Genomic DNA, 20522 nt, shown 5'->3' on the forward strand with positions numbered 1-20522 from the left:
GATGACCATGCAAATCCCCGGCTCCGAAATCTTCTCGAGCCGACCGATCGACCCCGACGCACTGGCGCGATCGCTGCCCCCGACGCTGGCAGTCCACACCGTCAGCCAGGAGCACATCGACAACCTCGACCCACTGACCTACGAGGTCATCCGGCACCGGCTGTGGTCGGTCACCGACGAAATGGGCGAAGCACTCAAACGCATGTCCGGCTCCCCCATCGTCACCGACGCCAACGACTTCGACTTCGCGATCAGCGACGAAATCGGGCAGGAAGTGCAGGTAGGCCTGTACAACACCATGCTCGTCGGGGCCGTCGACCTCGCCATCTACTGGACCCTCCAGCACCGCGCGACCAACCCGGGCATCACCGAGGGCGACATGTTCCTGTGCAACGACCCCTGGGTCGGCGGCGGACTGCACCAGAGCGATGTGATCGTTTATCAACCAATCTTCCACGAGGGCAAGCTCTTCGCCTGGACCAGCGCCATCTGCCACGAACCCGATCTCGGCGGGTCCGGGCTCGGCTCGTTCGACCCCTCTGCCCAGGACGTGTTCTCCGAGTCGCTGCCGACACCCCCGATCAAGGTGGTCCGCGACTACGAACTGCAACGCGACGTCTCCGACGCCTGGGTGCGGCGCTCGCGGGTGCCCATGCTCGTCGGACTCGATCTCCGCGCGAAGATCGGCGCCAACACCGTGGGGCGCAACCGACTGCTCGCGGTGATCGAGCAGTATGGCGCCGACACCGTCAAGGCCGTGATGAAGCGGATGATGGCCGACGCCGAGGGACGTCTGCGCGGCAAGCTCACCTCGCTGCCCGACGGAACCTGGAAGGCCACCGGCTACCAGGATCAGTCACACACCGGCGACCGCGGGATCCACAAGATCACCGTGGCCATGACCAAGACCGCCGACCACCTCACCTTCGATTTCACCGGCACCGACCCGCAGACCGGCGTCATCAACTGCACTTACGCGGGCATGCGCGGCGGAGTCATGCTCGCCCTGCTTCCGATCCTCGCCGGGGACATCCCCTGGTCCGCGGGTGGACTGATGCGCTGCTTCGACCTGGTCTCCGAAGAGGGCACGATCAACAACGCCACCTTCCCCGCCGCGGTCAGCCGCGGACCGATCGGACCCGCGTGGCTCACCGGCACCCTGATCGCCGAATGCCTGTCGCAGATGCTCGACCGGTCGGTCGATCTCGGCACAAGCGTGCAGGCCGCGTGCTGCGGCACCTGGGACACCGCCGTTATCGCCGGTCTCGACGAACGCCCCGAACAGTCGGTGCCCTTCCTCAACATCATGATGGAGCCGATGGCCGGCGGCTACGGGGCCCGCCCCACCGCCGACGGCATGGACACGGGTGGCCTCTTCTGCATCCCGATGGGCCGCATCCCGGACACCGAAATGACCGAATTCCTCTACCCGCTGCTCACCCTGTGGCGCCGCGAGGAACCCGACTCCGGCGGACCCGGACGGCAGCGCGGCGGTGTCAGTGCCTCCATCGCCATCACCCCCTACGGCACCAGCCTGCCGATGGGCCTGGTACTGGCGTCGGCAGGCAAGGCCGTCGCCCAGAACAACGGTCTCGCAGGCGGATACCCCGGCAATACCGGCGTCGAGGTCCTCGCCCGCGGCACCGACATCGTCGAACAGTTCGCGGACGGCCGCATCCCCGACGCCCTGGACGATCTCGGCGGCGGCCGCGAACTCGGAGCCTGCTACGCCGAGAGCTACGTGGCACCCGGTGAGGTGCTGTACATGCACTGGCAGGGCGGCGGCGGCTACGGTGATCCGTTGCTGCGCGACCCGGCCGCCGTTTCAGCCGACTTCCGCGAAGGCAAGGTCACCGAACACGGTGCCGAAACCGTCTATGGAGTCATCCTCTCCGATGGAGACGTCGATGAGAACCGGACGTCGGATCGGCGAGACGAGATGCGCACGGAGCGCCGAGACCGCTCCGGGGTTACTTCGTCCGATGCCCCCGTGCTCGACCTGACCGGGGCTCGCAGACTCGACGACAACCTGGCAGAGGTCACGATCGGGGACACCCGCGCGATCGCCTGCGCCCAGTGCGGACGCCTCCTCGGAGACGACAGGACCAATGCTGCGCTGGACCTCGCCCGGTTCGAAGGTCCCTCCTCGACCGCCGGACCACAGGTGACCTCCGATCCGCGCGAGTACGTCGACGCCCCCGTCGTCTTCCGGCAGCTGTGCTGCCCCGGTTGCTGGACCGCTGTCTACTCCGGCATCGTCCCCGCCGATCACCCCGATCACGCCCTGGACATCGCCCGCCTCCTACCCGCGGTAGCGGAGCGATAATGTCGGCGAACGCTGTGATGACACTGGAAGCAGGAGGGCTGCGGTGACCTTCTCGGATTGGGGCGGACGCCTCGTCACCTTCCCCGCGGACCGGGCCGGGCACTACCGCGAAAGCGGAATGTGGAGCGCCGATCCCACCGGGCGGCGACTGCACCGGATCGCCACCCGGTTCCCGGATCGAACGGCGGTGATCAGTGCGGAGGGTTCGATGAGCTTCGCCGAACTGGACCGTCGGACCGACCAGATCGCGGCCGGACTGATCCGGCTCGGGCTCGACCGACTCGATCCGGTCATCTTCCAGCTGACCAATCGCCTGGAGACCGTCCTTGCCTGGTACGGCTGCCTCAAGGCCGGCCTGGTTCCCGTCGCGACTTTGGCCGCGCACCGCATGCACGAGATCGGGCACGTCAGCCGCAAGGTCGGCGCCGTGGGGCATATCGTCGAGGCCCGCACCGCGGGATTCGATCTCGTCGAGTTCGCACGCGAACACGCCGCCGGGCATCCCAGCATCCGGCACATCATCAGCGTCGGCGACGAGGCGGGCAACGATCAGCCAGGCGTGACCCGACTGGAAGACATCGGTCGCGAGACCGATCCCGCCGCAGCCCGTGCCGTGGTCGAACAGATAGAAGCGCAGATCGACCCACTCGACGTCGTCGCGTTCCAGCTGTCCGGCGGTACCACCGGTGTGCCCAAGGTGATTCCGCGCATCCATGCCGAATACTGGAACAACGCCCTGCTCTACGCACAACGACTCGGCTGGGACGAACACAGTCGCGTGGCACACCTGATACCGATCATTCACAACGCCGGAATCTCGTGTGGGCTGCACGCGGCGCACTCCGTCGGCGCCTGCCTGGTACTGGCCACCGCTGACGCTCCCGCGGCGTTCGAGTTGATGGCACGGTCGGAGGCGACCGAAGTCCTCATCGGGCACGGCCACTACCAGGCAGTTCTGACCCCGGACTTCGACAAGGCCCGCGCGTCTCTCGGACGGGTCGTACTGTCGGGTGCCAAGGTTCCACCCGAACTGTTCGAACGAGTCGACGACGGTGCGGGGCATTGGGCCGGCCAGCTGTTCGGCATGTCCGAAGGGCTGCTGACGGTGACCCCGATCGACTCCCCCACCCACGCTCGCCTGACGACCGTGGGAACCCCGATCGCGTCCGACGACGAAATTCGTATCCTCGAGCCGGGTACCGAGATAGATCTCCCCGACGGCGGCGTCGGAGAACTGTGCTGCCGCGGCCCGTACACGATCCCCGGCTACTTCGATGCCCCGGAGCACAACCGGGATGCCTTCACCTCCGACGGCTTCTACCGCACCGGTGACCTCGCCGCGATCACCGTCATCGACGGCGAGCGGTACCTGTCGATCGAGGGCCGAATCAAGGACCTCATCAACAGGGGCGGGGAGAAGATCAACGCGGAGGAACTCGAATTACTGCTGCTCGAGCATCCTCGCGTCGCCAATGCGGCGGTAGTCGCCATGCCCGATCCCCGACTCGGGGAGAAAACCTGCGCATATCTGGTGGCCACCGACGAAGAGCCGTTGTCGATGAAGGCCGTTCAAGAGCATCTGGCCCGGCTCGGCGTCGCCAAGTTCAAGTGGCCCGAACGGCTCGAATGGGTGACATCCTTGCCGCACACCAATGTGAACAAGATCGACAAGAAGCGGTTGCGTGCCGAGATAGCCGCGAAAGTGCTCGCCGAAGCCGATGCACGCGGCGCGGTCGTCTAGAACCACGTGTTCCGTTCTGGATCAACACCTTCGGGGCATGTCCACACGGGCATTCCCCCGAAGACGACCACCTTCCAGATGACATCGACCGCACACGTCACATTGACTGTTCGACATAAACGTCGAATACTTGACTTAAACGTCACACAGACTGGAGTTTTGCCATGAATCTCGCGCGAGTCGCAGTTCTCGGAGGTGGACCCGGCGGTCTCTATGCCGCAAGACTGCTCAAGCTCAGCCATCCGGACGCCGAGGTGACCGTGTACGAACAGAGCGCCCCGGACAAGACATTCGGATTCGGCGTCGGCCTCGCCTCCCGCACACAGCGCAATCTTCGCGAGGCCGATTCGGCATCGCTGGAGGCCATCGTTGCCGCTGCACACCCGCACGACATGTCGATGCAGGTCGGCGAGCACATCGCCCGGCTGCAGAGCGGCGACCTCCTCGCGATCGCGCGTACCTCCCTGCTCGAAGTGCTGCAACAGCAAGCCCGACAGGCCGGTGTCCGACTGCACTTCGGCGAACGCCGGGACATCGCCGACCTCGACGCGGACCTCATCATCGCGGCCGACGGCATCAACAGCGGAACGCGCACACAGCTCGCAGACCGCTTCGATCCACACATCGACACCGGCACCGGCCTGTACCTCTGGTGCGGAACCGATTTCGCTCTTCCGAGCGCCATATTCACACCGGTCACCACCGAGCACGGCACGTTCGTCGCGCACGCCTACCCCTACGCGCCGGACCGCAGCACATTCCTCATCGAAACCGACGAGGACACGTGGCGGCGGGCAGGGTTCGACGTATCCACCGAGCAGACAGCACCACTCGACAGTGACGAAACCTCACTGCACTACCTGCAGGCAGCGTTCGCCGACACTCTGCAGCACCACCGGCTGATCGGTAACCGCACCCGCTGGATGCGCTTCCGGACCATCTCGTGTGGGCATTGGCACAGCGGCAACGTCGTACTCCTCGGCGACGCCGCCCACACCGCGCACTATTCCATCGGCTCGGGCACCAAGCTGGCCATGGAGGACGCCATCGCCCTCGACGAGGCACTCACCGCCTCCCCGAACATCGAGGACGCGCTCGCGCACTACGAGCGAACCCGCCGCCCCGCCGTCGAATACCTCCAGCACATCGCGCACCGCAGCGAACTCTGGTGGGAGTCCTTCCCGCAGCGGATGAACCTACCCGTCGAACAGCTGCTGATCGCCTACATGACCCGCGCCGGAAAGGTCAGTCTCAGCCGATTCCACGACACCGCCCCCATGCTCGTGCGGAAGGGCCTGGCGAACTACGCGGACGTGGCTGCCGACGCGATCCCCGACACCGACATCACAGACTGGACGATCGGGCAACCACTCGCCCACGGTGACCGCCGATTCGAGCACCGGATCGCACCGGCGGACCTGCGCGACGCCGCCACCACCACAGTGCTCGATATCGACTTCGAGTCCGCCTGGGGTCCGGAGGCCACCGCACTCATCGAGACCGCACCAACCGCGCGAACTCTCTGGCTCACCGGCCCAACCACCCGCTCATCGCTGCTCGGCAGGCTCGACTTCGCCGAACGCCTCGGTCACCGCACAGACGCAGTCGTCGTCGTCGAGGCCCCCGGTTCCTGCCGCGCAGATGTCGCAGCAGGTTTGGCCAGCGTACGGATGCACCTCGCATTCTTCAGTGATCCCGCGACGTCGGACGCTGATCCGGCGCTTTCCGGGTTGCGGGTCTCGACATGAGTACGCGACCAGCGACCGGCGCCCGTTATCCTTCGGACATGACAAGCGAGGAGGCCCCGAACGAGCGCCGACCCCGAGGCCGGGGCAAATCCCGTTCCACCGATCAGGCTGCGACCGAAACCGCGGGCATCCGCAGCAACCCTCGCCGTGAGCTGGTGGAAAAGCAGATCATCGAGCAAGCCACTCGGCTGTTTGCCGAACGAGGATTCGCGAGCACCACGCTGCAGGACATCGCCGACGCAACCGGCCTGACACGGCCGGCCCTCTATCACTACGTGGCCAACAAGGACGAGCTCCTCTCCCGCCTGGTCAGCGAGAGCACCGAGACACCGGCCGCGCTGCTGCACACCATCAACGAGCGCACCGATCTGGGTCCGACAGAAAAGCTCCGCGAGATGGCCACCGCCATCGCACTGCATCAGGCGCAGGCTCCGGATCGATTCCGGTTGATCATCCGTTCGGAAGCCGAATTACCCGAAGACATCTCACGCAACTACGAGCAGAGCCGTCGACACGTGCTCAAGGAATTCATCCACGTCGTCGAAGACGGTATCCGCATCGGTGAGATGCGACCGGTCGACCCGCGAACCGCAGCTCTGGCCGTCATCGGCATGCTCAACTGGATCGCCTGGTGGCATCAGCCGGGAAACGCAGACGACGACCGAGTCATCGCCACTCAACTCGCGGACATGGCAGTACGCTCGTTGGTCCACCAGGACCCGCAGTCGGCGACCCCGGAAGGTCCCGCGCGAGCGATCGCGATGATCCGCCAGGACCTGAACTACCTCGAACGGCTGCTCGACGAATCACGCCCCGACTGACCGCGCTCGACGGCAACGGCTGATCCTGACGGAGGTCACGCGCGTCGCAGCGCCAGCACGGGGATCGTCCGGATGCCCGCCGTCTTCTCCGCATATTCGGCAAAGCCGGGATATCGGCGGGCCTGCTCGGTGTAGATCCGATCCCGTTCGTCACCGGTCACCTCGACGACAGTCACCGGGTACTGCTCGGTGCCGCGTTCGACCTCCGCCTCCCCTGCACTGACGAGGTTGTAGTACCAGTCGGGATTGGTCGGGGCACCGGCCTTGGAAGCGAAAACGTAAATCGTGTCCGGACCTTGCTCATCGGGTAGATACATCATCGGGCTCACCCGATCGCGCCCAGTCTTTCGGCCCCGGTGGTGAACCAGCACCACCGGGGCGCCCTCGAACGGGCCACCCACTCGGCCCTGGTTTGCCCGGAATTCGGCAATGATATTCGCGTTCCAGTCGTCGGGGGTGCTCATCTGGGAATTGTCCTAGGCCGGCACCGGAACGGGGGGCATTTCCGGTCGAATGACGTCGTCTCGTGTCGCACTCTTTCCGCTGACCGCGATGGCGACCATTCCGGCACCGCCAATCCGACGCCACGCACATGCAGGCGTCGTCGCCATCAGGCCCTTGTGGAAAATCAGTCCTGTTTGGGCACCCAGTGGTCGGTTGCGAGCTCGTAACTCTGTTTGAGCTCCCCGTACGCCGCTCGTTGGGCCTCCTCGCCCTCGCCGTACCGCCGGACGGCCATCTCGTGGGCAGCCGCGAAGGCCGCCTGTACCTCCTTCGACGATCGCCGCAGTGTCTGTGGGAGCTCGGTTCGGTTCACCGCTCCACTCCTTCTCGGTCGTGGCCGTGACGTACCCCTCGATTGTCCGCCCGGGACCACCGCGGCGGAACCGGGTTGACCCGGTTTTCCGATGTCGGCCGCGGGGCGCCCGCAGGCAGGGTCTGCGCAGCGCACCCGACACCGAGAATCACAGGCATCGAAGCAGGTCTCCACGGTGGCCTGCCAACGGTGTAGACCGGGGAAACACCTGGCACCGATCACCGGTATGGGTAACAATGACCTCGGAAAACACACAGCAACGCCAATTTCATTCTCGCCGAAGGGAAGTCCGCACCAGAGGAGACTCGATGCCTGTTTCGCCACACACATTGTTACAGCACGTCCAGGATCGCACCACCGACCTACGCCGATGGTTGGATACCGGCGAGAACACCGCCGTCCTGACGGCGTACCTGCGCGACGAACCCGTCGACCACCGTTGGCTCACCACCTACAAACGACTCACGCACGACCTGCTGAGAGCGGTCGACCATGCCTGCCCGTCCAGGGCGCCGCACGAAACCCAGACGCCGAACGCCGGCCGGCCGCCGGACCGTCGATGAACGACGACCAACGCCGGGCACTCGAGCACGTACGCGACACCTGCGTCATGCTGCACAGCTTCCTGACCACCCACCCGAGCGACCGACCGCCCGAACGGGTCCGATCGGCCACCTTCGAACAGCTCACCGACGACCTCCTCGACGCCGTCACCGCAGCGCAGAACGCAGGAGTTCCCGAACAACGCATCTTCGACAGCATGTGACAACCGTCCGCCGGCCCGGTCCGTGGCAGAAGCCCCTACCGGGATCGAGGTTCGGCTCTCTAGCCGGTGCCGGGCGAGGAATGCGCTTTGCCGGATGCAATACCGGCTCGTATTCCGATTGCTCCGGCCTCTCCACGGTTGGCGCCCTCGAGTTTCTTGAGCACGCTCGCGACGTGAAACTTGATCGTGCGCTGGCTGATCCCGAGTTCCTCGGCGATGGCGCGATTGCGTTTGCCGACCGCGAGGTGCGCGAGGACTTCGAGCTCGCGGGGGTTCAGGGTGGACAGCAGGTCCTCGTCGGGGCGGGGGGCGCGCGGATCCAACGGGATGGTCAGCGTCACGCGACTCCCCCACCCGGCGATGGATTCGATGTCGATCCGGCCGCGCAACGTGTGCAGGCGTCCGGACAGTTGCCGAGTCAGCGCGTTGCGGTCGATGGCGCCGAGCCCCTGGTCGCGAACCTCGATCAGAACGTTGTCACCGTCGCAGTCCCACGCGATCCGTAGCCGGGGCAGCACGATGGCGCGGACCATCGCGCGTGCCGCATGCGCCACCTCACCAGGAAGCGGACGGCCGTCGGCCGGCGGGTCGACATAGTCGACTTCGACCTCCCGATGCCGCAACAGTGGCCGCAATTCGCCCTGCAACCGAGGAAGTGCCGGGACTCGCCGGTGAGCTGCGTGGTGGCGATGCCCCAGCCGGCGTAGTTGCTGGAGCTGACATACGTGATCTTGCCCTCCTGGACCAGTTGCTCCATGGCCTGCCAGGTCTCCTCGAACGGGGTTGGCCCGGTCGATGTTGTCGGTCGGCAGCGGCCTCGCACGCCCGCTTGATGTGATATGCGGACAGGCGCCGGTCGTTCGGTCCGAGCCCCATCGGCTGATACACCTTCGTGGCCAGGACGATCTCGTCACGGCGGCCGCTCTTGGCCAGCCATTCGCCGATGATCTCCTCAGAGGTGCCGTACCCCTTCTCCGTGTCCGGGTACCGGGGGCCACCGTAGACGTCGGCCGAGTCGAAGAAGTTGATGTCGTTGTCGATCGCGGTGTCCATGATCTCGAAGCTGGCCGGCTTGTCGGTGGCGTCGCCGAAGTTCATGGTGCCCAAGCCGTTGCGGCTGACGAGCCGGCCGGAGCGGCCCAGATGCGCGTATCACCTGAGTTGGTGTTCTCCTCTCCGTGCGGGTTGGTTCGGTGCAACGGACCGGATGGAATGGTATGGTCCGCGCCCCGGCCGGCCCGGGATGGTTATCCGCCGGACGGGGTCGCGTAGCCGGTGGGCTGCCTCGGTGTGTAGCCGGCTTCGAGCTGCTCGATCTCGTCGTCGGTCAAGGTCAGGTCTACCGCTGCGGCTGCGTCGACGAGGTGATGTGGCTTGGTCGCGCCCACGATTGGCGCGGTCACCTGCGGGTTGTGCATGACCCAGGCGAGGGCGACTTGGGCCATGGGCACGCCCCGTTCGTGGGCGACCTTCTCGACGGCGTCGATGATGGGCTTGTCGCGGTCGCCGTGACCGGCGAAGAAGCGCTCGGCGGCGGCATCGTCTGCGGATCGGGTCGTGCCCGCCTGCCCGAACGGGCGGGTCAGCCGGCCTTTGGCCAGCGGGCTCCACGGGATCGATCCGATGCCCTGATCGGCAAGCAGCCCGAACATCTCACGCTCCTCCTCCCGCTGGAGCAGGCTGTACTGGTTCTGCATGGACACGAACTCGGTCCAGCCATGCAGGCGGGCGGTGTACTGCATCTTGGAGAACTGCCATGCCCACATCGAGGACGCGCCGATGTAGCGGGCCTTCCCGGCTCTGACGACGTCGTGCAGGGCCTCCATGGTCTCCTCGACCGGAGCGTCGGGGTCGAACCGGTGGATCTGGTACAGGTCGACGTAATCGATGCCAAGGCGGATGAGGGTTCCTTCGATCTGCTCCATGATGGCCTTGCGGGACAGTCCTCGCCCGCCAGGGCCGTCATGCATCGGGAAGAACAGCTTCGAGGCCAGCACGATCTGCTACCGCGAGGCGAGCTTCCGCATCGCGCGCCCGACGATCTCCTCCGAGGTGCCATGCCCGTAAACGTTCGCGGTGTCCCAGAACGTGATCCCTAAATCCAGCGCCTGCCGCAGGAGCCGTTCGGCGGCGTCCTCGTTCAACGACCATGGGTGTCCGCCCGGAATCGTGGGGTCGCCGTAGCTCATGCAGCCGAGCACGATCCGGCTGACGTTCAATCCGGTCGATCCCAGTCGTCCATACTCCTTGTCGATTGCTCCTTCTCGGTGGCTGTCACCGCCACATGACTGCAGATACGTCGGGGACGCAGATCGGCATCCTCGGATAGTCGCGCGAGCGGGATACCTGGCTCAGCGGCCGACGAGGCCGAGGTGAAACTCGTTGTATCGGTCGCCGTGCACGCCGACCCGGCGGGCGAGGGTGTCGAGATCGGCGATTTCGTCGGCCGACAGCGGCACGCCGGTGGCGCCCGCGTTCTCCTGGATGCGCGCGGTCCGGCGCGTTCCGGGAATCGGCACGATCCAGGGCTGCTGCGCCAGGAGCCAGGCCAGGGCGATCTGGCCCGCGGTGGCGTCCTTTGCCGTTGCAAGCTGTGCGACGTGATCGACGAGAGACTGATTTGCTGCCCGGTTCTTTTCACTGAAACGTGGAATGCTCGCGCGCACGTCCCCCTCGGCGAAGGTCGTGCGGGTGTCGACCGTGCCGGTGAGGAATCCCTTGCCGAGCGGGCTGAACGGCACGAAGCCGATGCCCAGCTCCGCCAGGGTCGGGAGCACCTCGGCCTCCGGGTCGCGTGTCCACAGCGAGTATTCGCTCTGGAGTGCGGTGACGGGCTGGACGGCGTGTGCGCGGCGGATGGTGGCGGCGGAGGCTTCGGAGAGGCCGAAGTGGCGTACCTTGCCTGCGGCGATCAGTTCGCCCACGGCGCCGGCGACATCCTCGATCGGCACGTCCGGATCGACGCGGTGTTGGTAGAACAGGTCGATCACGTCGGTGCGCAATCGGGTGAGGGATTCATCGGCGACGCGGCGGATCTGCTCGGGCCTGCTGTTCAGTCCGGCGCTCTGATTGTTCTGGATGTCCCAGCCGAACTTGGTGGCGATCACGACCTGGTCGCGGATGGGTTCGAGGGCTTCGCCGACGAGCTCCTCGTTGACGTACGGTCCGTACACCTCCGCGGTGTCGAAGAACGTGACGCCGTGCTCGACCGCGGAGCGCAGGACAGCGATCATGTCGTCCCGGCTGCCGGGGTTGGGTCCGTAGCTCTGGGACATGCCCATCGCGCCGAGTCCGATCGCGGAGACTTCGAGGCCTTGGCCGAGGGTTCTGGTGTGCATGGTCAGACCTCCACTGTTATGTTGTGTGCGCGGGTGTAGTCGGTGTCGGCAACGTGTTCGAGCCAGGTCGTCGTCGTGGCCGGGTCGTCGCCGTTCTCGTGGGAGTGCCAGGCGGTGCGGGCACTGGGCGCGAACCAGACACAGGCGACGACCATCCGCCGGCCCGGCTCCTGCGGGGCAGCGATCGGGTCGACCCACATGTCGCCGGTGAACTGCCCGGAGGGTTCTTACCTGTCGGGTTCTGGGAAAGCTGTTTCATAGATTCGTCTCTTTCGGCGCAGCGGCCTGAGTCTTCTGCAGGTCGGTGTCTTCGTGTTGATGTGCGGTGGCGGCCCAGCTCGCCAGGAGATCGAGCCGTTCCTGGCTCGCTGAACCGGGCTCGGCGGTGTAGATGAGGAACGAGAGTCCGGGTTCGGCGGTCAGCTCCATGCCCTCGTAGGACAAGGTCAACTCGCCGACAACGTGGTGTTGGAAGTTTTTTGTGCCCGAGCCGTGGCGGCGTACGTTGTGCGCGCCCCACCGGGTGCGGAACGCGTCACTGCGTGTGGAGAGCTCCCCGATGAGATCGTGCAGTTGCTTGTCGCGGGGGTCGCGGCCAGCCTCGGTCCGTAGGATCGACACGGTGATGTCGGAGGCGGCTTCCCAGTCGGGGTAGAACTCCTTGGCGCGCTCGTCGAGGAAGCAGAACCGCGCGAGATTGCCCTGCCCCGGCCCGTCGAAGACGCGATCGTAGAACGCGCGACCCAGCGCGTTGGTGGCAAGGATGTCCATTCGGCCATTGCGTACGAACGCGGGCCCGTGAGTGATCACATCCAGTGCCCGCGTAAGGCTCTCCCGGGCTACCCACCTCTTCGGATTGCGCCTGCGCACAGGCTGGGCGGCGCCGCCCGCGACGCGGGCCAAGTCGAAGAGGTGCTCACGTTCGGCGTCGTCCAGTTGCAGCGCCCGCGCGACCGCTTCGAGGACGGCATCGGAGACCCCGGCAAGGTTCCCGCGCTCGATCTTGGCGTAGTACTCGATGCTCACATCGGCAAGCATCGCCACTTCACTGCGTCTCAATCCCGCCACACGCCGCTGCCCGGAGACGGTCAGACCTGCCTGCTCGGGGGTGAGGTTCGCGCGCCGGGACATGAGAAACTCTCGTGCTTCACTCCTGTTGTCCACGCTGCAAACGCTATGCCGATGCAGCCGTGCAGGGGATGCCCTGCTGGTACACCCCTCATCAGAGACTCCCTCCGGGGACGTTCTGAAGGTGTCATAGAACTTGCCGAGATTCCGCGACGGTGACGATGGCACCGAAAGAACGCTTCGCCTGACCTTTCATGGCGTCGTCATCTTTGCGGTCGATGGCGTCTGTTCGCGTCCTTGCCGACCGTTGGCATCGGTGGCGATCGCGAGGCAGCACAACGGCATGAATTCGAAGGCGGTGCATGCGAGGAGTCGCAGCAGGAAACGAACTGAACAACCGACGAGGCATCCCCGGATGCCGGACGAGAGGAAACAAGCATGGCTGAGAACACAGGTACTGGCTGGACCGGTGGACAGAACGCGTTCGGTGACTTCGCCCCCGGACTCGTCCACTACACCGACAAGATCCTGTTCGACGAGGTGTGGGAACGGCCCGATCTGTCCAAGCGCGACCGCAGCCTGGCCACCGTGTCGGCCCTGCTCGCGATGGGCAACATCGACCAGCTCAACTTCCACCTCCCGTTCGCCCGCGACAACGGCGTGACCGAACAGGAACTCATCGAGACCATCACCCACCTGGCGTTCTACACCGGCTGGCCCAAGGCCATGTCCGCGATGACCGTCGCCAAGAACGCCTTCACCACCGAGGAGAACTGAACCGCATGTACGGAGCCGTCATCCACGCCCCCGGCGACGTCCGCTATGAACAGCGCGAGGACCCGCAGATCCTCGCCCCGACCGACGCGATCATCCGCCTGGCCGCATCCTGCGTGTGCGGGTCGGACCTGTGGGACTACCGCGGCATCAACCCCGTCGACCAACCCACCCCGATGGGCCACGAATACGTCGGCGTCGTCGAACAGATCGGCAAGGACGTCAACAACGTCAAGGTCGGTGACTTCGTCGTCGGATCGTTCTTCGCCTCCGACAACACCTGCGAGATCTGTCAGGCCGGTTACCAATCCCGCTGCGAGCACGTCGAGTTCGCCGGCGCCGGTGGTGCGCAGGCACACCTGCTGCGGGTCCCCCTCGCCGACGGAACCCTCGTCGCCACCCCCGGCATCCCCGATCCGGACCTGGTCCCGTCGTTGCTGGCCGCCTCCGACGTGCTCGGCACCGGCTGGTACGGCGCCGTCGCCGCCGAGGCCGGCCCCGGTAAGACTGTGGCTGTTGTCGGTGACGGAGCGGTGGGCTTGCTCGCCGTTCTCGCCGCCAAGCAACTCGGCGCCGACCGGATCATCGCCATGTCCCGCCACGAGCCCCGCCAACGGCTGGCCCTGGAGTTCGGAGCCACCGACATCGTCACCGAACGCGGCGACGACGGTGTCGCGAAAATCAAGGCACTCACCGGCGGACTCGGCGCGCACTCCGTGATCGAAGCGGTCGGGACACAGGAAGCGATGATGCAGGCCATCCGGTCGACCCGTCCCGGTGGGCATCTCGGTTTCGTCGGCGTCTCACACGGCGTGAACCTGCCCGGCGAAGAACTGTTCTACGCCGAGATCCACCTGCACGGCGGTCCCGCCCCCGTGCGCCGGTTCCTGCCAGACCTGATCGACCGGATCTGGCGACGCGAGATCGACCCGGGCAAGGTCTTCGATCTCACCCTTCCGCTGAGCGAGGTCGCCGAAGGGTACAAGGCCATGGACGAGCGCCGCGCCATCAAGGTCCTCCTCCAACCCTGAGCTCTTCCACGGCCGAATTGTCGCTTCCCGTCCTCGGCACGGGCGGGAAGCGACGCTCTCTGCGCTGACGAAAGCGAATCAGAATGAAAGCCATCGCACTCGAGACATACGGAGGACCCGACGTCCTCCATCCGGTCGATCTCCCGGACCCGCATCCCGGCCCCGGGCAGGTGCACATCCAGGTCCACGCCGCCGCTGTCGCGCCGGTCGACGCGATGCTCCGCACCGGACTATTGGCCTAGATGAACGCTGGGCCGAACCCACCGTTCGTGCCAGGCATGGAGGTCGCGGGCGTCGTCGACGAGGTCATCGACGACATCGACCCGGCTCTGGCGGTCGAGGCCGGGCAGAAGATCGTCGGATTCGTGGACAATCTCGGCGCACACGGCGGTTACAGCGACTACGTCGTCCTGCCCGCCGCGTCGGTCACCCGCATCCCCGAGGAGGCGTCCGCACCGGAGGCGGCGAGCTTCATCAACTCGATGACTGCGCTCAACGCGCTCGAGGCCCTCCACCTTCCTTTTGTGGCGACGCTACTGGTCACCGGCGCGGCCGGCGGATACCTCGCCCAGCTCGCCCACCACGCAGGCCTCCGGGTCATCACCATCGCAGGACCTGGGGACGACGACCTGGTCCGCTCGTTCGGCGCCGACCAGATCGTTCATCGCGGACCGGACGCCGCGCGCGAGGTCGTCGCGCTTGTCCCGGGCGGGGTGGATGCGGTCGCCGATGCCGCGCTACTCGGCGACGACATTGTCGGTGCGATCCGCGACGGCGGGCAACTGGCCACCTTCCGCCACTACCACGGGGATCCAGGACGCGGGATCCAGGTGCACGGTCTGAACGTGCGGCAACGCGCGACCGACCATCCCGCAATCACTCACCTGCGCGACCTAGTCAATGAGGGCGTCCTGACCATGAGGGTCGGGACGGTGTTGCCCGCCGCCGAAGCACCGGAAGCGCACCGGGCTTCTGGACGCCGGCGGGGTGCGCGATCGCATAATCCTCGAATTCCCCGTCCACGAACCCTCCGACGAAAGGACGACACATGAACCCTTGGCCGTCCCCAGACATTGAGTGGATCGCCAACGTCGACGACCTGCACATCGCACCCTTCCGCGCAGATGGCATCACGCCCGGCACCCCGACCTGGATCTGGTCCGTGGTGGTCGACGGGCGCCTGTTCGTCCGAGCCTGGAACGGCACCCGCTCCCGCTGGTACCAGGCCGCCATCGCCCAGCGGGCCGGGCAGATCACCACCGCTGGCGCAACCTACGACGTCGCATTCCGCTCTGCCGACCCAGGACTGAAGGATCGGATCGACGCCGCGTACCGAACCAAGTACGCAGCCAGCAGTTACCTGCCACCCATGGTCGCTTCCGGCCCCAAGGCCGCCACCGTCGAAGTCACCCCGCGCCCCGCTCCACAAGCCTGAGCAGAACAAATCGCGTCCACCATCGACCCGTGTGAAAGGAACTCTTCCGTGCGATCAAAGCCCCTCGCCTCAGCATTCGTATTCACATTCGCCGCGACCTTGCCACTGCTGCTTGCCGCCCGCAGCACCAACACGACCGACGATGGCACAGGGGCTCCTCCACCATCGACTGCACCGACGTCGTCATTGACACCCCGCATACTCGACACGACGGCCTCCCATGACGCAGTACGCACGACCGTCCGCTTCACCGCCGGTGACACGTCGATCCACGTCACCATGGCAGACAATCCGGCTGCCCAGGACTTCCTGTCGATGCTCCCGCTGACGCTCGAGTTCGAGGACTTCGCTGGCAACGAGAAGATCAGCTACCTGCCCCGCGAACTCGACCACGAGGAAACCGAAGGCTCAATCCTGAACCAGGGCGACTTCCTGTACTACATCCCCTGGGGCAACGTCGGATTCTGGTACACCACCGACCCCGGCACCCACGCCGCCGACTCCGTCGTACTCGGCAGCTACGCAGCCAGCCTCGACGACCTCCAATACCTCGAAGGACGCGACGTCACCGTGGAAGCCCTCCCGTGAACGACCAGGCGACCCCTCCCCTCGGTCACACGTCAGGCAAGCCCAGCGCGACGCGTCGGGCTAGCACAGGCGGCCAAATGCCTCTCAAATCAACCACAACAGACGAATCGACTGGGAGGGCACGGCTTCGCCGGATGTCTGCCGCACGCTACCCAACAGCCACGCCCCTCCGTCCGGACACACCCGTCCTCGTTTCGACGTCAGCTGGTGAACAGTGGTTTACTCGATGAGTAAACGCATGTTCACCATTGCTACGAGGAGTTCCGTGAGTCCGCCCTTCGACATCTCCGCGTCCGAGTCGTCGTCACGTAGCTGGATAGTGGTTGCGACGCTTGCCCTGACCGGCACCGTGGTCTCCCTTCAGCAGACCCTCGTCCTTCCGCTGCTTCCCGACCTTCCGGAGTTGCTCGGCACCACTGCCGACAATGTTTCGTGGCTTGTCACCGCGACCCTTTTGTTCGGTGCCATCTCGATACCGACCGTCACCCGCCTCGCCGACATGTTCGGGAAGAAACGGATGATGATGGTCGCGCTCGCGGCAATGGTGCTCGGCTCGGCACTCGGTGCGCTGAGCACCGATCTCGCGCTCGTGATTACGGCCAGGGCCATGCAAGGCGTCGGACTGTCGCTGGTACCGGTGGGTATCGCAATCATGCGTGATGAGCTGCCGCGAGAGCGTGTGCCGCTCGGCGTGGCGTTGATGAGCGCGAGCCTGGCCATCGGTTCGGGTGCCGGCCTGCCCCTGTCCGGGTTGATCGCGGCGCATCTGGACTGGCATGCCATCTTCTGGGTCACCGGCGTCGTTGGAATGGTCGTTCTCGCGGCAGTCTGGCGAGTGATCGACGAGTCTCCGGTACAGACCGGCGGATCCTTCGACTACCGCGGGGCGATAGTTGGGACGGTTGCTCTGACGGCCGTGATGCTTGCGGTGTCCAAGGGAGCGCACTGGGGATGGACCTCGCGTCTCACTATTTCTCTGGCGGCCGCCGGGGTGCTGTTGCTCATCGTTTGGGTACCCATGGAGCTCCGAGTACGCAACCCGCTGGTCAATGTCCGTGTCGCGGCGCGACCGCCTGTTTTCCTTGTCAACCTCGCCTCGCTGTTGCTGGGTTTTGCAATGTTCGCGAACATGCTGGTAACCCCACAGCTCCTACAGCTGCCGGTGACCTCCGGCTACGGCCTCGGCTTCGACGTTCTGAGCACCGGACTATGGATGGCCCCGATCGGGTTGATCTTCGGAGTGACGGCTCCGGTATCGGCGGTACTCATCCGCAGATACGGTCCCCAGATGACCCTGCTTGCCGGGGCAATGATCATGGCCGGTTCCTACGTCGCCCGGGTCTACCTGAGCGACAGCGTCTGGCAGATCGTGACAGGTGCGGTGCTGGTAGGGGCAGGGACATCCATGACCTACGCCGCGTTGCCCACGCTGATCATGCGCGCAGTGCCGGTGACGGAATCCGCATCGGCGAACGGCCTGAACACCCTGCTCCGGTACATCGGTACGTCGACCGCCAGCGCCGTGATGGCGGCGGTCACCACGATGAGCGTTCAACGTGTCGCAGATGACGTCTTCCCGAGCTTCGGAGCCCTCCTGCTGGTGTTCTGGCTTGCCGCCGCGGCCTCGCTTACGGCAGGGCTGATCGCGCTGTCCATACTCGGTTTGCGTGAAGCTCAAGAAGAGTCACCCGAACAACCCGGTCGCATTCGCGCCGCAGTGGCACGCGGCCGCGTGCTCAGCAAATCCGAAAGACCCATCCGTCGCGCCGTCGTCACTGTTCTCACCCAATCCGGAGATCAGGTCGACTGGAGCCAGGTGGACTCAGCGGGCGACTTCTCGGTCGCCATTCCCGGATCCGGGCGCTACCTCGTAGTCACCGCCGCAGAGGGCTGGACTCCCGACTCCCGACTCGCAGACCTCGTCGCAGAAGCCAACATGGGCACAATCATCCTGAACGAGCGATTGACCATCACCGGCACGGTGACCGATCCGCGCGGCCCACTCGCAGGCGCTGTCGTCGTGCTGACCCGGCAGAGCGGCGAGGCCGTCGGTACCACGAAAACGTGGCCGGTCGGTTCCTACGAGATGCCGCTTCCCCCGAACGGGAGGTACATACTTACTGCATTCACCCACATTTCGACCGTGGCGCGTGCGGTCACCGTCTGGGGAGGATCGCTTGTCGTCGATCTCGAACTGAACGAACCAACTGAGCTGGCCGAAACGACCGCGCGTGTCGACGAGGCGGTGGTGCAATGAGCCGGGCGAGAGACGCCGCTATCGCGGCGGCCGCCGCACTCTTTTCCGAACGCGGTTACAGCCAGGTCACCATTCGCGACATCGCGGCACTCGCGAAGTTGTCCCCCGCCATGGTGATGAAATGCGTTGGTAATAAACAGGAATTGTTTCTCGAAGTGGCTACGGTTGAACCGCTACCACTTCCTGCCTGTCCCAGTTCCGACCTCGGCCAGGCGCTTGTGCGCGATATATTCGACCGATTTTATGCCGACACGGTCGAACCCATGACACGGGCAATCATGCTCCGACTCACCGCGCCGGACCACCAGTCGGTGATACAACATTTCACCAGCGGTTACGTCGACCCGCTCACCGAGCGGTTCGGCGGGGACGTCGACGCACGACTGCGCGCCGAACTCGCAGTGAGCGCCCTCGTCGGTTTCGCTACCATGCTGAGAATCTTTGGTGCCGACGCCTGCTCACAGCGCAGCGACGAAGTGGTGCGCCGATACGGCACGCTCGTGCAGCAACTACTCGACAGTTGACTGCACGGGCCGACTACTCCCCTACGCCGAGCGCGGCTACGGCGGGGTCGACGGGGTGCCGGAGCGAGCTCAGCCAGAATCCGCGCACACCTGGCACTCAATTGGGGTCCGCGGTGCGGCAAACGTCAACCGCACCACGGCTTCCGCACGGTACCGGGGGAACGTCAGGCCCACAGGCGAGAAATCACCAGACGTTCCCGACGCTCGCTCCGGGCCTCAACCGAAAAGGAAAACACCTTTGCCAGCATTCTGTTTGTCGAATTCGGCGTAGGCTTCCTCTGCCTGGTCGAGGCGCCAGCGGTGACTGAAGAGGTCTGAAACTGGCAGATCTCGCTCGGTAATGAACTCCAGGCACCTGGCCAGCTCAACGATCGACAGCGTCCAGGACGTCATGATTGTTGCCTGGGTTCGCATCAACGAGCGGACATTGAGCTCGACCGGCGCGCCGCCCAGACCGAGGAAACAAACTCTTGCCCATGGCTCGAGCGAGGCGAGCGCACTCGCTCCTGCTCGAGCGGCGCCCGACGTTTCAAGCACGTGGGATGCTCCGCGCCCATTTGTCAGTTCCATGATCGCGTCATGCGGGTCCGTTGTGGACGCATTAACGGTGGCGGACGCTCCGAACGCGGTCGCTCGTTCCAATCGTGTCGCTTCGACGTCGATGGCGATTACGCGTGCTCCCATCGCTGTGGCAAGCATCGTCGCCGACAACCCGACAGGCCCCTGTCCGAACACGATCAGTGAGTTGCCGCCTATGTTTCCCAGCCGCTGTATTGCTCCCCACGCGGTCCCCGTCCCGCATCCAATGGCGGCACCCGCTTCGTAGGACAGGGAGTCGTCAATCTTGACGACCGTCACTGCCGGAGCGAGCATATATTGTGCGTGTGAGCCGTTGGCATCCGCGCCATAGCGGATGGTGGTGCGTCGGCAGAGTTGAAACCAACCGGCCCGGCACTGGTCACATACGGTGCATCCCGCATAGTGATGGATTGTGACGCGGTCTCCGACAGCAGCGACACGCGGGTCGACGCCCGGACCGGTGGAGTCGATTGTTCCGCACGGCTCATGACCGACTATGCATCCGGATGGATCACTCGCGCGATACTGATGTAGGTCACTTCCGCAGAGGCCGGAGGCCTTCACCGCGATGACGACTTCGCCGGGGCCGGGTGTCGGCTTAGTGAAATCTCGTAGCTCGACTTCCTTGTGACCGGTGAATACCAGTCCTTGCATCGTGTTTCCTTTCGTATCTTGAAGATCTCAGTCTCGGATCTCGATATGTGCCTAC

General features: G+C 65.3%; 21 protein-coding genes and 2 pseudogenes. 14 read left to right on the forward strand and 9 right to left on the reverse strand.

The annotated features are described in order from the left end of the window. The first annotated feature begins 1 nt into the window (after position 1). The 4 genes from ACNJ7E_RS34655 to ACNJ7E_RS34670 all read left to right on the forward strand — a co-directional run bounded on the left by ACNJ7E_RS34655 (position 2) and on the right by ACNJ7E_RS34670 (position 6636). Complete coding sequence (locus ACNJ7E_RS34655; RefSeq protein ID WP_418342008.1) at positions 2 to 2326, forward strand: hydantoinase B/oxoprolinase family protein; 2325 nt, start codon at positions 2 to 4, stop codon at positions 2324 to 2326. Positions 2327 to 2369: 43 nt separating this feature from the next. Then, the gene (locus ACNJ7E_RS34660) at positions 2370 to 4067 is read left to right on the forward strand and encodes a (2,3-dihydroxybenzoyl)adenylate synthase (protein ID WP_280780296.1); all 1698 of its coding nucleotides are present in this window, start codon (positions 2370 to 2372) and stop codon (positions 4065 to 4067) included. Between the two features lie 164 nt (positions 4068 to 4231). Next, the gene (locus ACNJ7E_RS34665) at positions 4232 to 5815 is read left to right on the forward strand and encodes an FAD-dependent monooxygenase (protein WP_418342009.1); all 1584 of its coding nucleotides are present in this window, start codon (positions 4232 to 4234) and stop codon (positions 5813 to 5815) included. 38 nt (positions 5816 to 5853) lie between these two features. After that, complete coding sequence (locus tag ACNJ7E_RS34670; protein ID WP_418342010.1) at positions 5854 to 6636, forward strand: TetR/AcrR family transcriptional regulator; 783 nt, start codon at positions 5854 to 5856, stop codon at positions 6634 to 6636. A 35-nt stretch (positions 6637 to 6671) separates the two neighbouring features. Here the strand turns inward: ACNJ7E_RS34670 and ACNJ7E_RS34675 are convergent, their stop codons facing one another. Together ACNJ7E_RS34675 and ACNJ7E_RS34680 are read right to left on the reverse strand one after the other, a co-directional pair. Then, entirely contained in the window at positions 6672 to 7100 is a 429-nt protein-coding gene (locus ACNJ7E_RS34675; protein WP_280780293.1) for a nitroreductase family deazaflavin-dependent oxidoreductase, read from the reverse strand. Between the two features lie 164 nt (positions 7101 to 7264). Continuing rightward, on the reverse strand, positions 7265 to 7453 hold the full coding sequence (locus tag ACNJ7E_RS34680) for a ChaB family protein (RefSeq protein ID WP_009473096.1): 189 nt from the start codon (positions 7451 to 7453) through the stop codon (positions 7265 to 7267). A gap of 308 nt (positions 7454 to 7761) precedes the next feature. Here ACNJ7E_RS34680 and ACNJ7E_RS34685 point away from each other — a divergent pair, with 308 nt between their 5' ends. Further along, positions 7762 to 8016, forward strand: coding sequence for a hypothetical protein (locus tag ACNJ7E_RS34685; RefSeq protein ID WP_242322953.1), 255 nt, complete (start codon positions 7762 to 7764; stop codon positions 8014 to 8016). Further along, the gene (locus ACNJ7E_RS34690) at positions 8013 to 8219 is read left to right on the forward strand and encodes a hypothetical protein (protein WP_418342011.1); all 207 of its coding nucleotides are present in this window, start codon (positions 8013 to 8015) and stop codon (positions 8217 to 8219) included. Before ACNJ7E_RS34685 ends, ACNJ7E_RS34690 begins: the two co-directional genes overlap by 4 nt. A gap of 59 nt (positions 8220 to 8278) precedes the next feature. Here the strand turns inward: ACNJ7E_RS34690 and ACNJ7E_RS34695 are convergent. The 6 genes and pseudogenes from ACNJ7E_RS34695 to ACNJ7E_RS34720 all read right to left on the reverse strand — a co-directional run. Then, positions 8279 to 8878 (reverse strand): annotated as a pseudogene (locus ACNJ7E_RS34695) (helix-turn-helix transcriptional regulator); the annotation flags it as partial. Beyond that, the gene (locus ACNJ7E_RS34700; protein WP_418342061.1) at positions 8775 to 9317 is read right to left on the reverse strand and encodes an aldo/keto reductase; all 543 of its coding nucleotides are present in this window, start codon (positions 9315 to 9317) and stop codon (positions 8775 to 8777) included. The gene ACNJ7E_RS34700 and the pseudogene ACNJ7E_RS34695, both read right to left, overlap by 104 nt. A gap of 149 nt (positions 9318 to 9466) precedes the next feature. Further along, positions 9467 to 10408 (reverse strand): annotated as a pseudogene (locus tag ACNJ7E_RS34705) (aldo/keto reductase). A gap of 162 nt (positions 10409 to 10570) precedes the next feature. Beyond that, a complete protein-coding gene (locus tag ACNJ7E_RS34710; protein WP_418342012.1) occupies positions 10571 to 11557 on the reverse strand; it encodes an aldo/keto reductase in 987 nt (328 codons plus the stop codon). Positions 11558 to 11559: 2 nt separating this feature from the next. After that, positions 11560 to 11757, reverse strand: a complete 198-nt coding sequence (locus ACNJ7E_RS34715; protein WP_418342013.1) for a cupin domain-containing protein — start codon at positions 11755 to 11757, stop codon at positions 11560 to 11562. A 55-nt stretch (positions 11758 to 11812) separates the two neighbouring features. Then, positions 11813 to 12721 (reverse strand): helix-turn-helix transcriptional regulator, encoded by a 909-nt coding sequence (locus tag ACNJ7E_RS34720; RefSeq protein ID WP_418342014.1) that lies wholly within the window; start codon positions 12719 to 12721, stop codon positions 11813 to 11815. Between the two features lie 342 nt (positions 12722 to 13063). On the opposite strand from ACNJ7E_RS34720, the gene ACNJ7E_RS34725 reads away from it, so the two are divergent. The 8 genes from ACNJ7E_RS34725 (at position 13064) to ACNJ7E_RS34760 (ending at position 19234) form a co-directional block, all read left to right on the forward strand. Beyond that, the gene (locus tag ACNJ7E_RS34725; protein WP_061697793.1) at positions 13064 to 13402 is read left to right on the forward strand and encodes a carboxymuconolactone decarboxylase family protein; all 339 of its coding nucleotides are present in this window, start codon (positions 13064 to 13066) and stop codon (positions 13400 to 13402) included. Between the two features lie 5 nt (positions 13403 to 13407). After that, positions 13408 to 14430 (forward strand): zinc-dependent alcohol dehydrogenase family protein, encoded by a 1023-nt coding sequence (locus ACNJ7E_RS34730; protein ID WP_418342015.1) that lies wholly within the window; start codon positions 13408 to 13410, stop codon positions 14428 to 14430. A gap of 83 nt (positions 14431 to 14513) precedes the next feature. Continuing rightward, positions 14514 to 14672, forward strand: coding sequence for a hypothetical protein (locus ACNJ7E_RS34735; protein ID WP_418342016.1), 159 nt, complete (start codon positions 14514 to 14516; stop codon positions 14670 to 14672). Next, positions 14673 to 15482 (forward strand): zinc-binding dehydrogenase, encoded by an 810-nt coding sequence (locus tag ACNJ7E_RS34740; protein WP_418342017.1) that lies wholly within the window; start codon positions 14673 to 14675, stop codon positions 15480 to 15482. It abuts the gene before it with no gap. Further along, positions 15479 to 15865, forward strand: coding sequence for a DUF2255 family protein (locus ACNJ7E_RS34745; protein ID WP_418342018.1), 387 nt, complete (start codon positions 15479 to 15481; stop codon positions 15863 to 15865). The genes ACNJ7E_RS34740 and ACNJ7E_RS34745 overlap by 4 nt, the downstream gene beginning before the upstream one ends. Positions 15866 to 16051: 186 nt before the next feature. Continuing rightward, the gene (locus tag ACNJ7E_RS34750) at positions 16052 to 16453 is read left to right on the forward strand and encodes a cyclophilin-like fold protein (RefSeq protein ID WP_418342019.1); all 402 of its coding nucleotides are present in this window, start codon (positions 16052 to 16054) and stop codon (positions 16451 to 16453) included. A 265-nt stretch (positions 16454 to 16718) separates the two neighbouring features. After that, the gene (locus ACNJ7E_RS34755; protein WP_418342020.1) at positions 16719 to 18710 is read left to right on the forward strand and encodes an MFS transporter; all 1992 of its coding nucleotides are present in this window, start codon (positions 16719 to 16721) and stop codon (positions 18708 to 18710) included. Continuing rightward, entirely contained in the window at positions 18707 to 19234 is a 528-nt protein-coding gene (locus tag ACNJ7E_RS34760; RefSeq protein WP_418342021.1) for a TetR/AcrR family transcriptional regulator, read from the forward strand. The genes ACNJ7E_RS34755 and ACNJ7E_RS34760 overlap by 4 nt, the downstream gene beginning before the upstream one ends. Before the next feature lie 216 nt (positions 19235 to 19450). Here the strand turns inward: ACNJ7E_RS34760 and ACNJ7E_RS34765 are convergent, their stop codons facing one another. Continuing rightward, positions 19451 to 20467 (reverse strand): zinc-binding dehydrogenase, encoded by a 1017-nt coding sequence (locus ACNJ7E_RS34765; RefSeq protein WP_418342022.1) that lies wholly within the window; start codon positions 20465 to 20467, stop codon positions 19451 to 19453. Between the last annotated feature and the right edge of the window lie 55 nt (positions 20468 to 20522).

The sequence above is a fragment of the Rhodococcus mengyinensis genome, assembly GCF_048381435.1.
Lineage (GTDB): Bacteria > Actinomycetota > Actinomycetes > Mycobacteriales > Mycobacteriaceae > Rhodococcus_F > Rhodococcus_F opacus_D.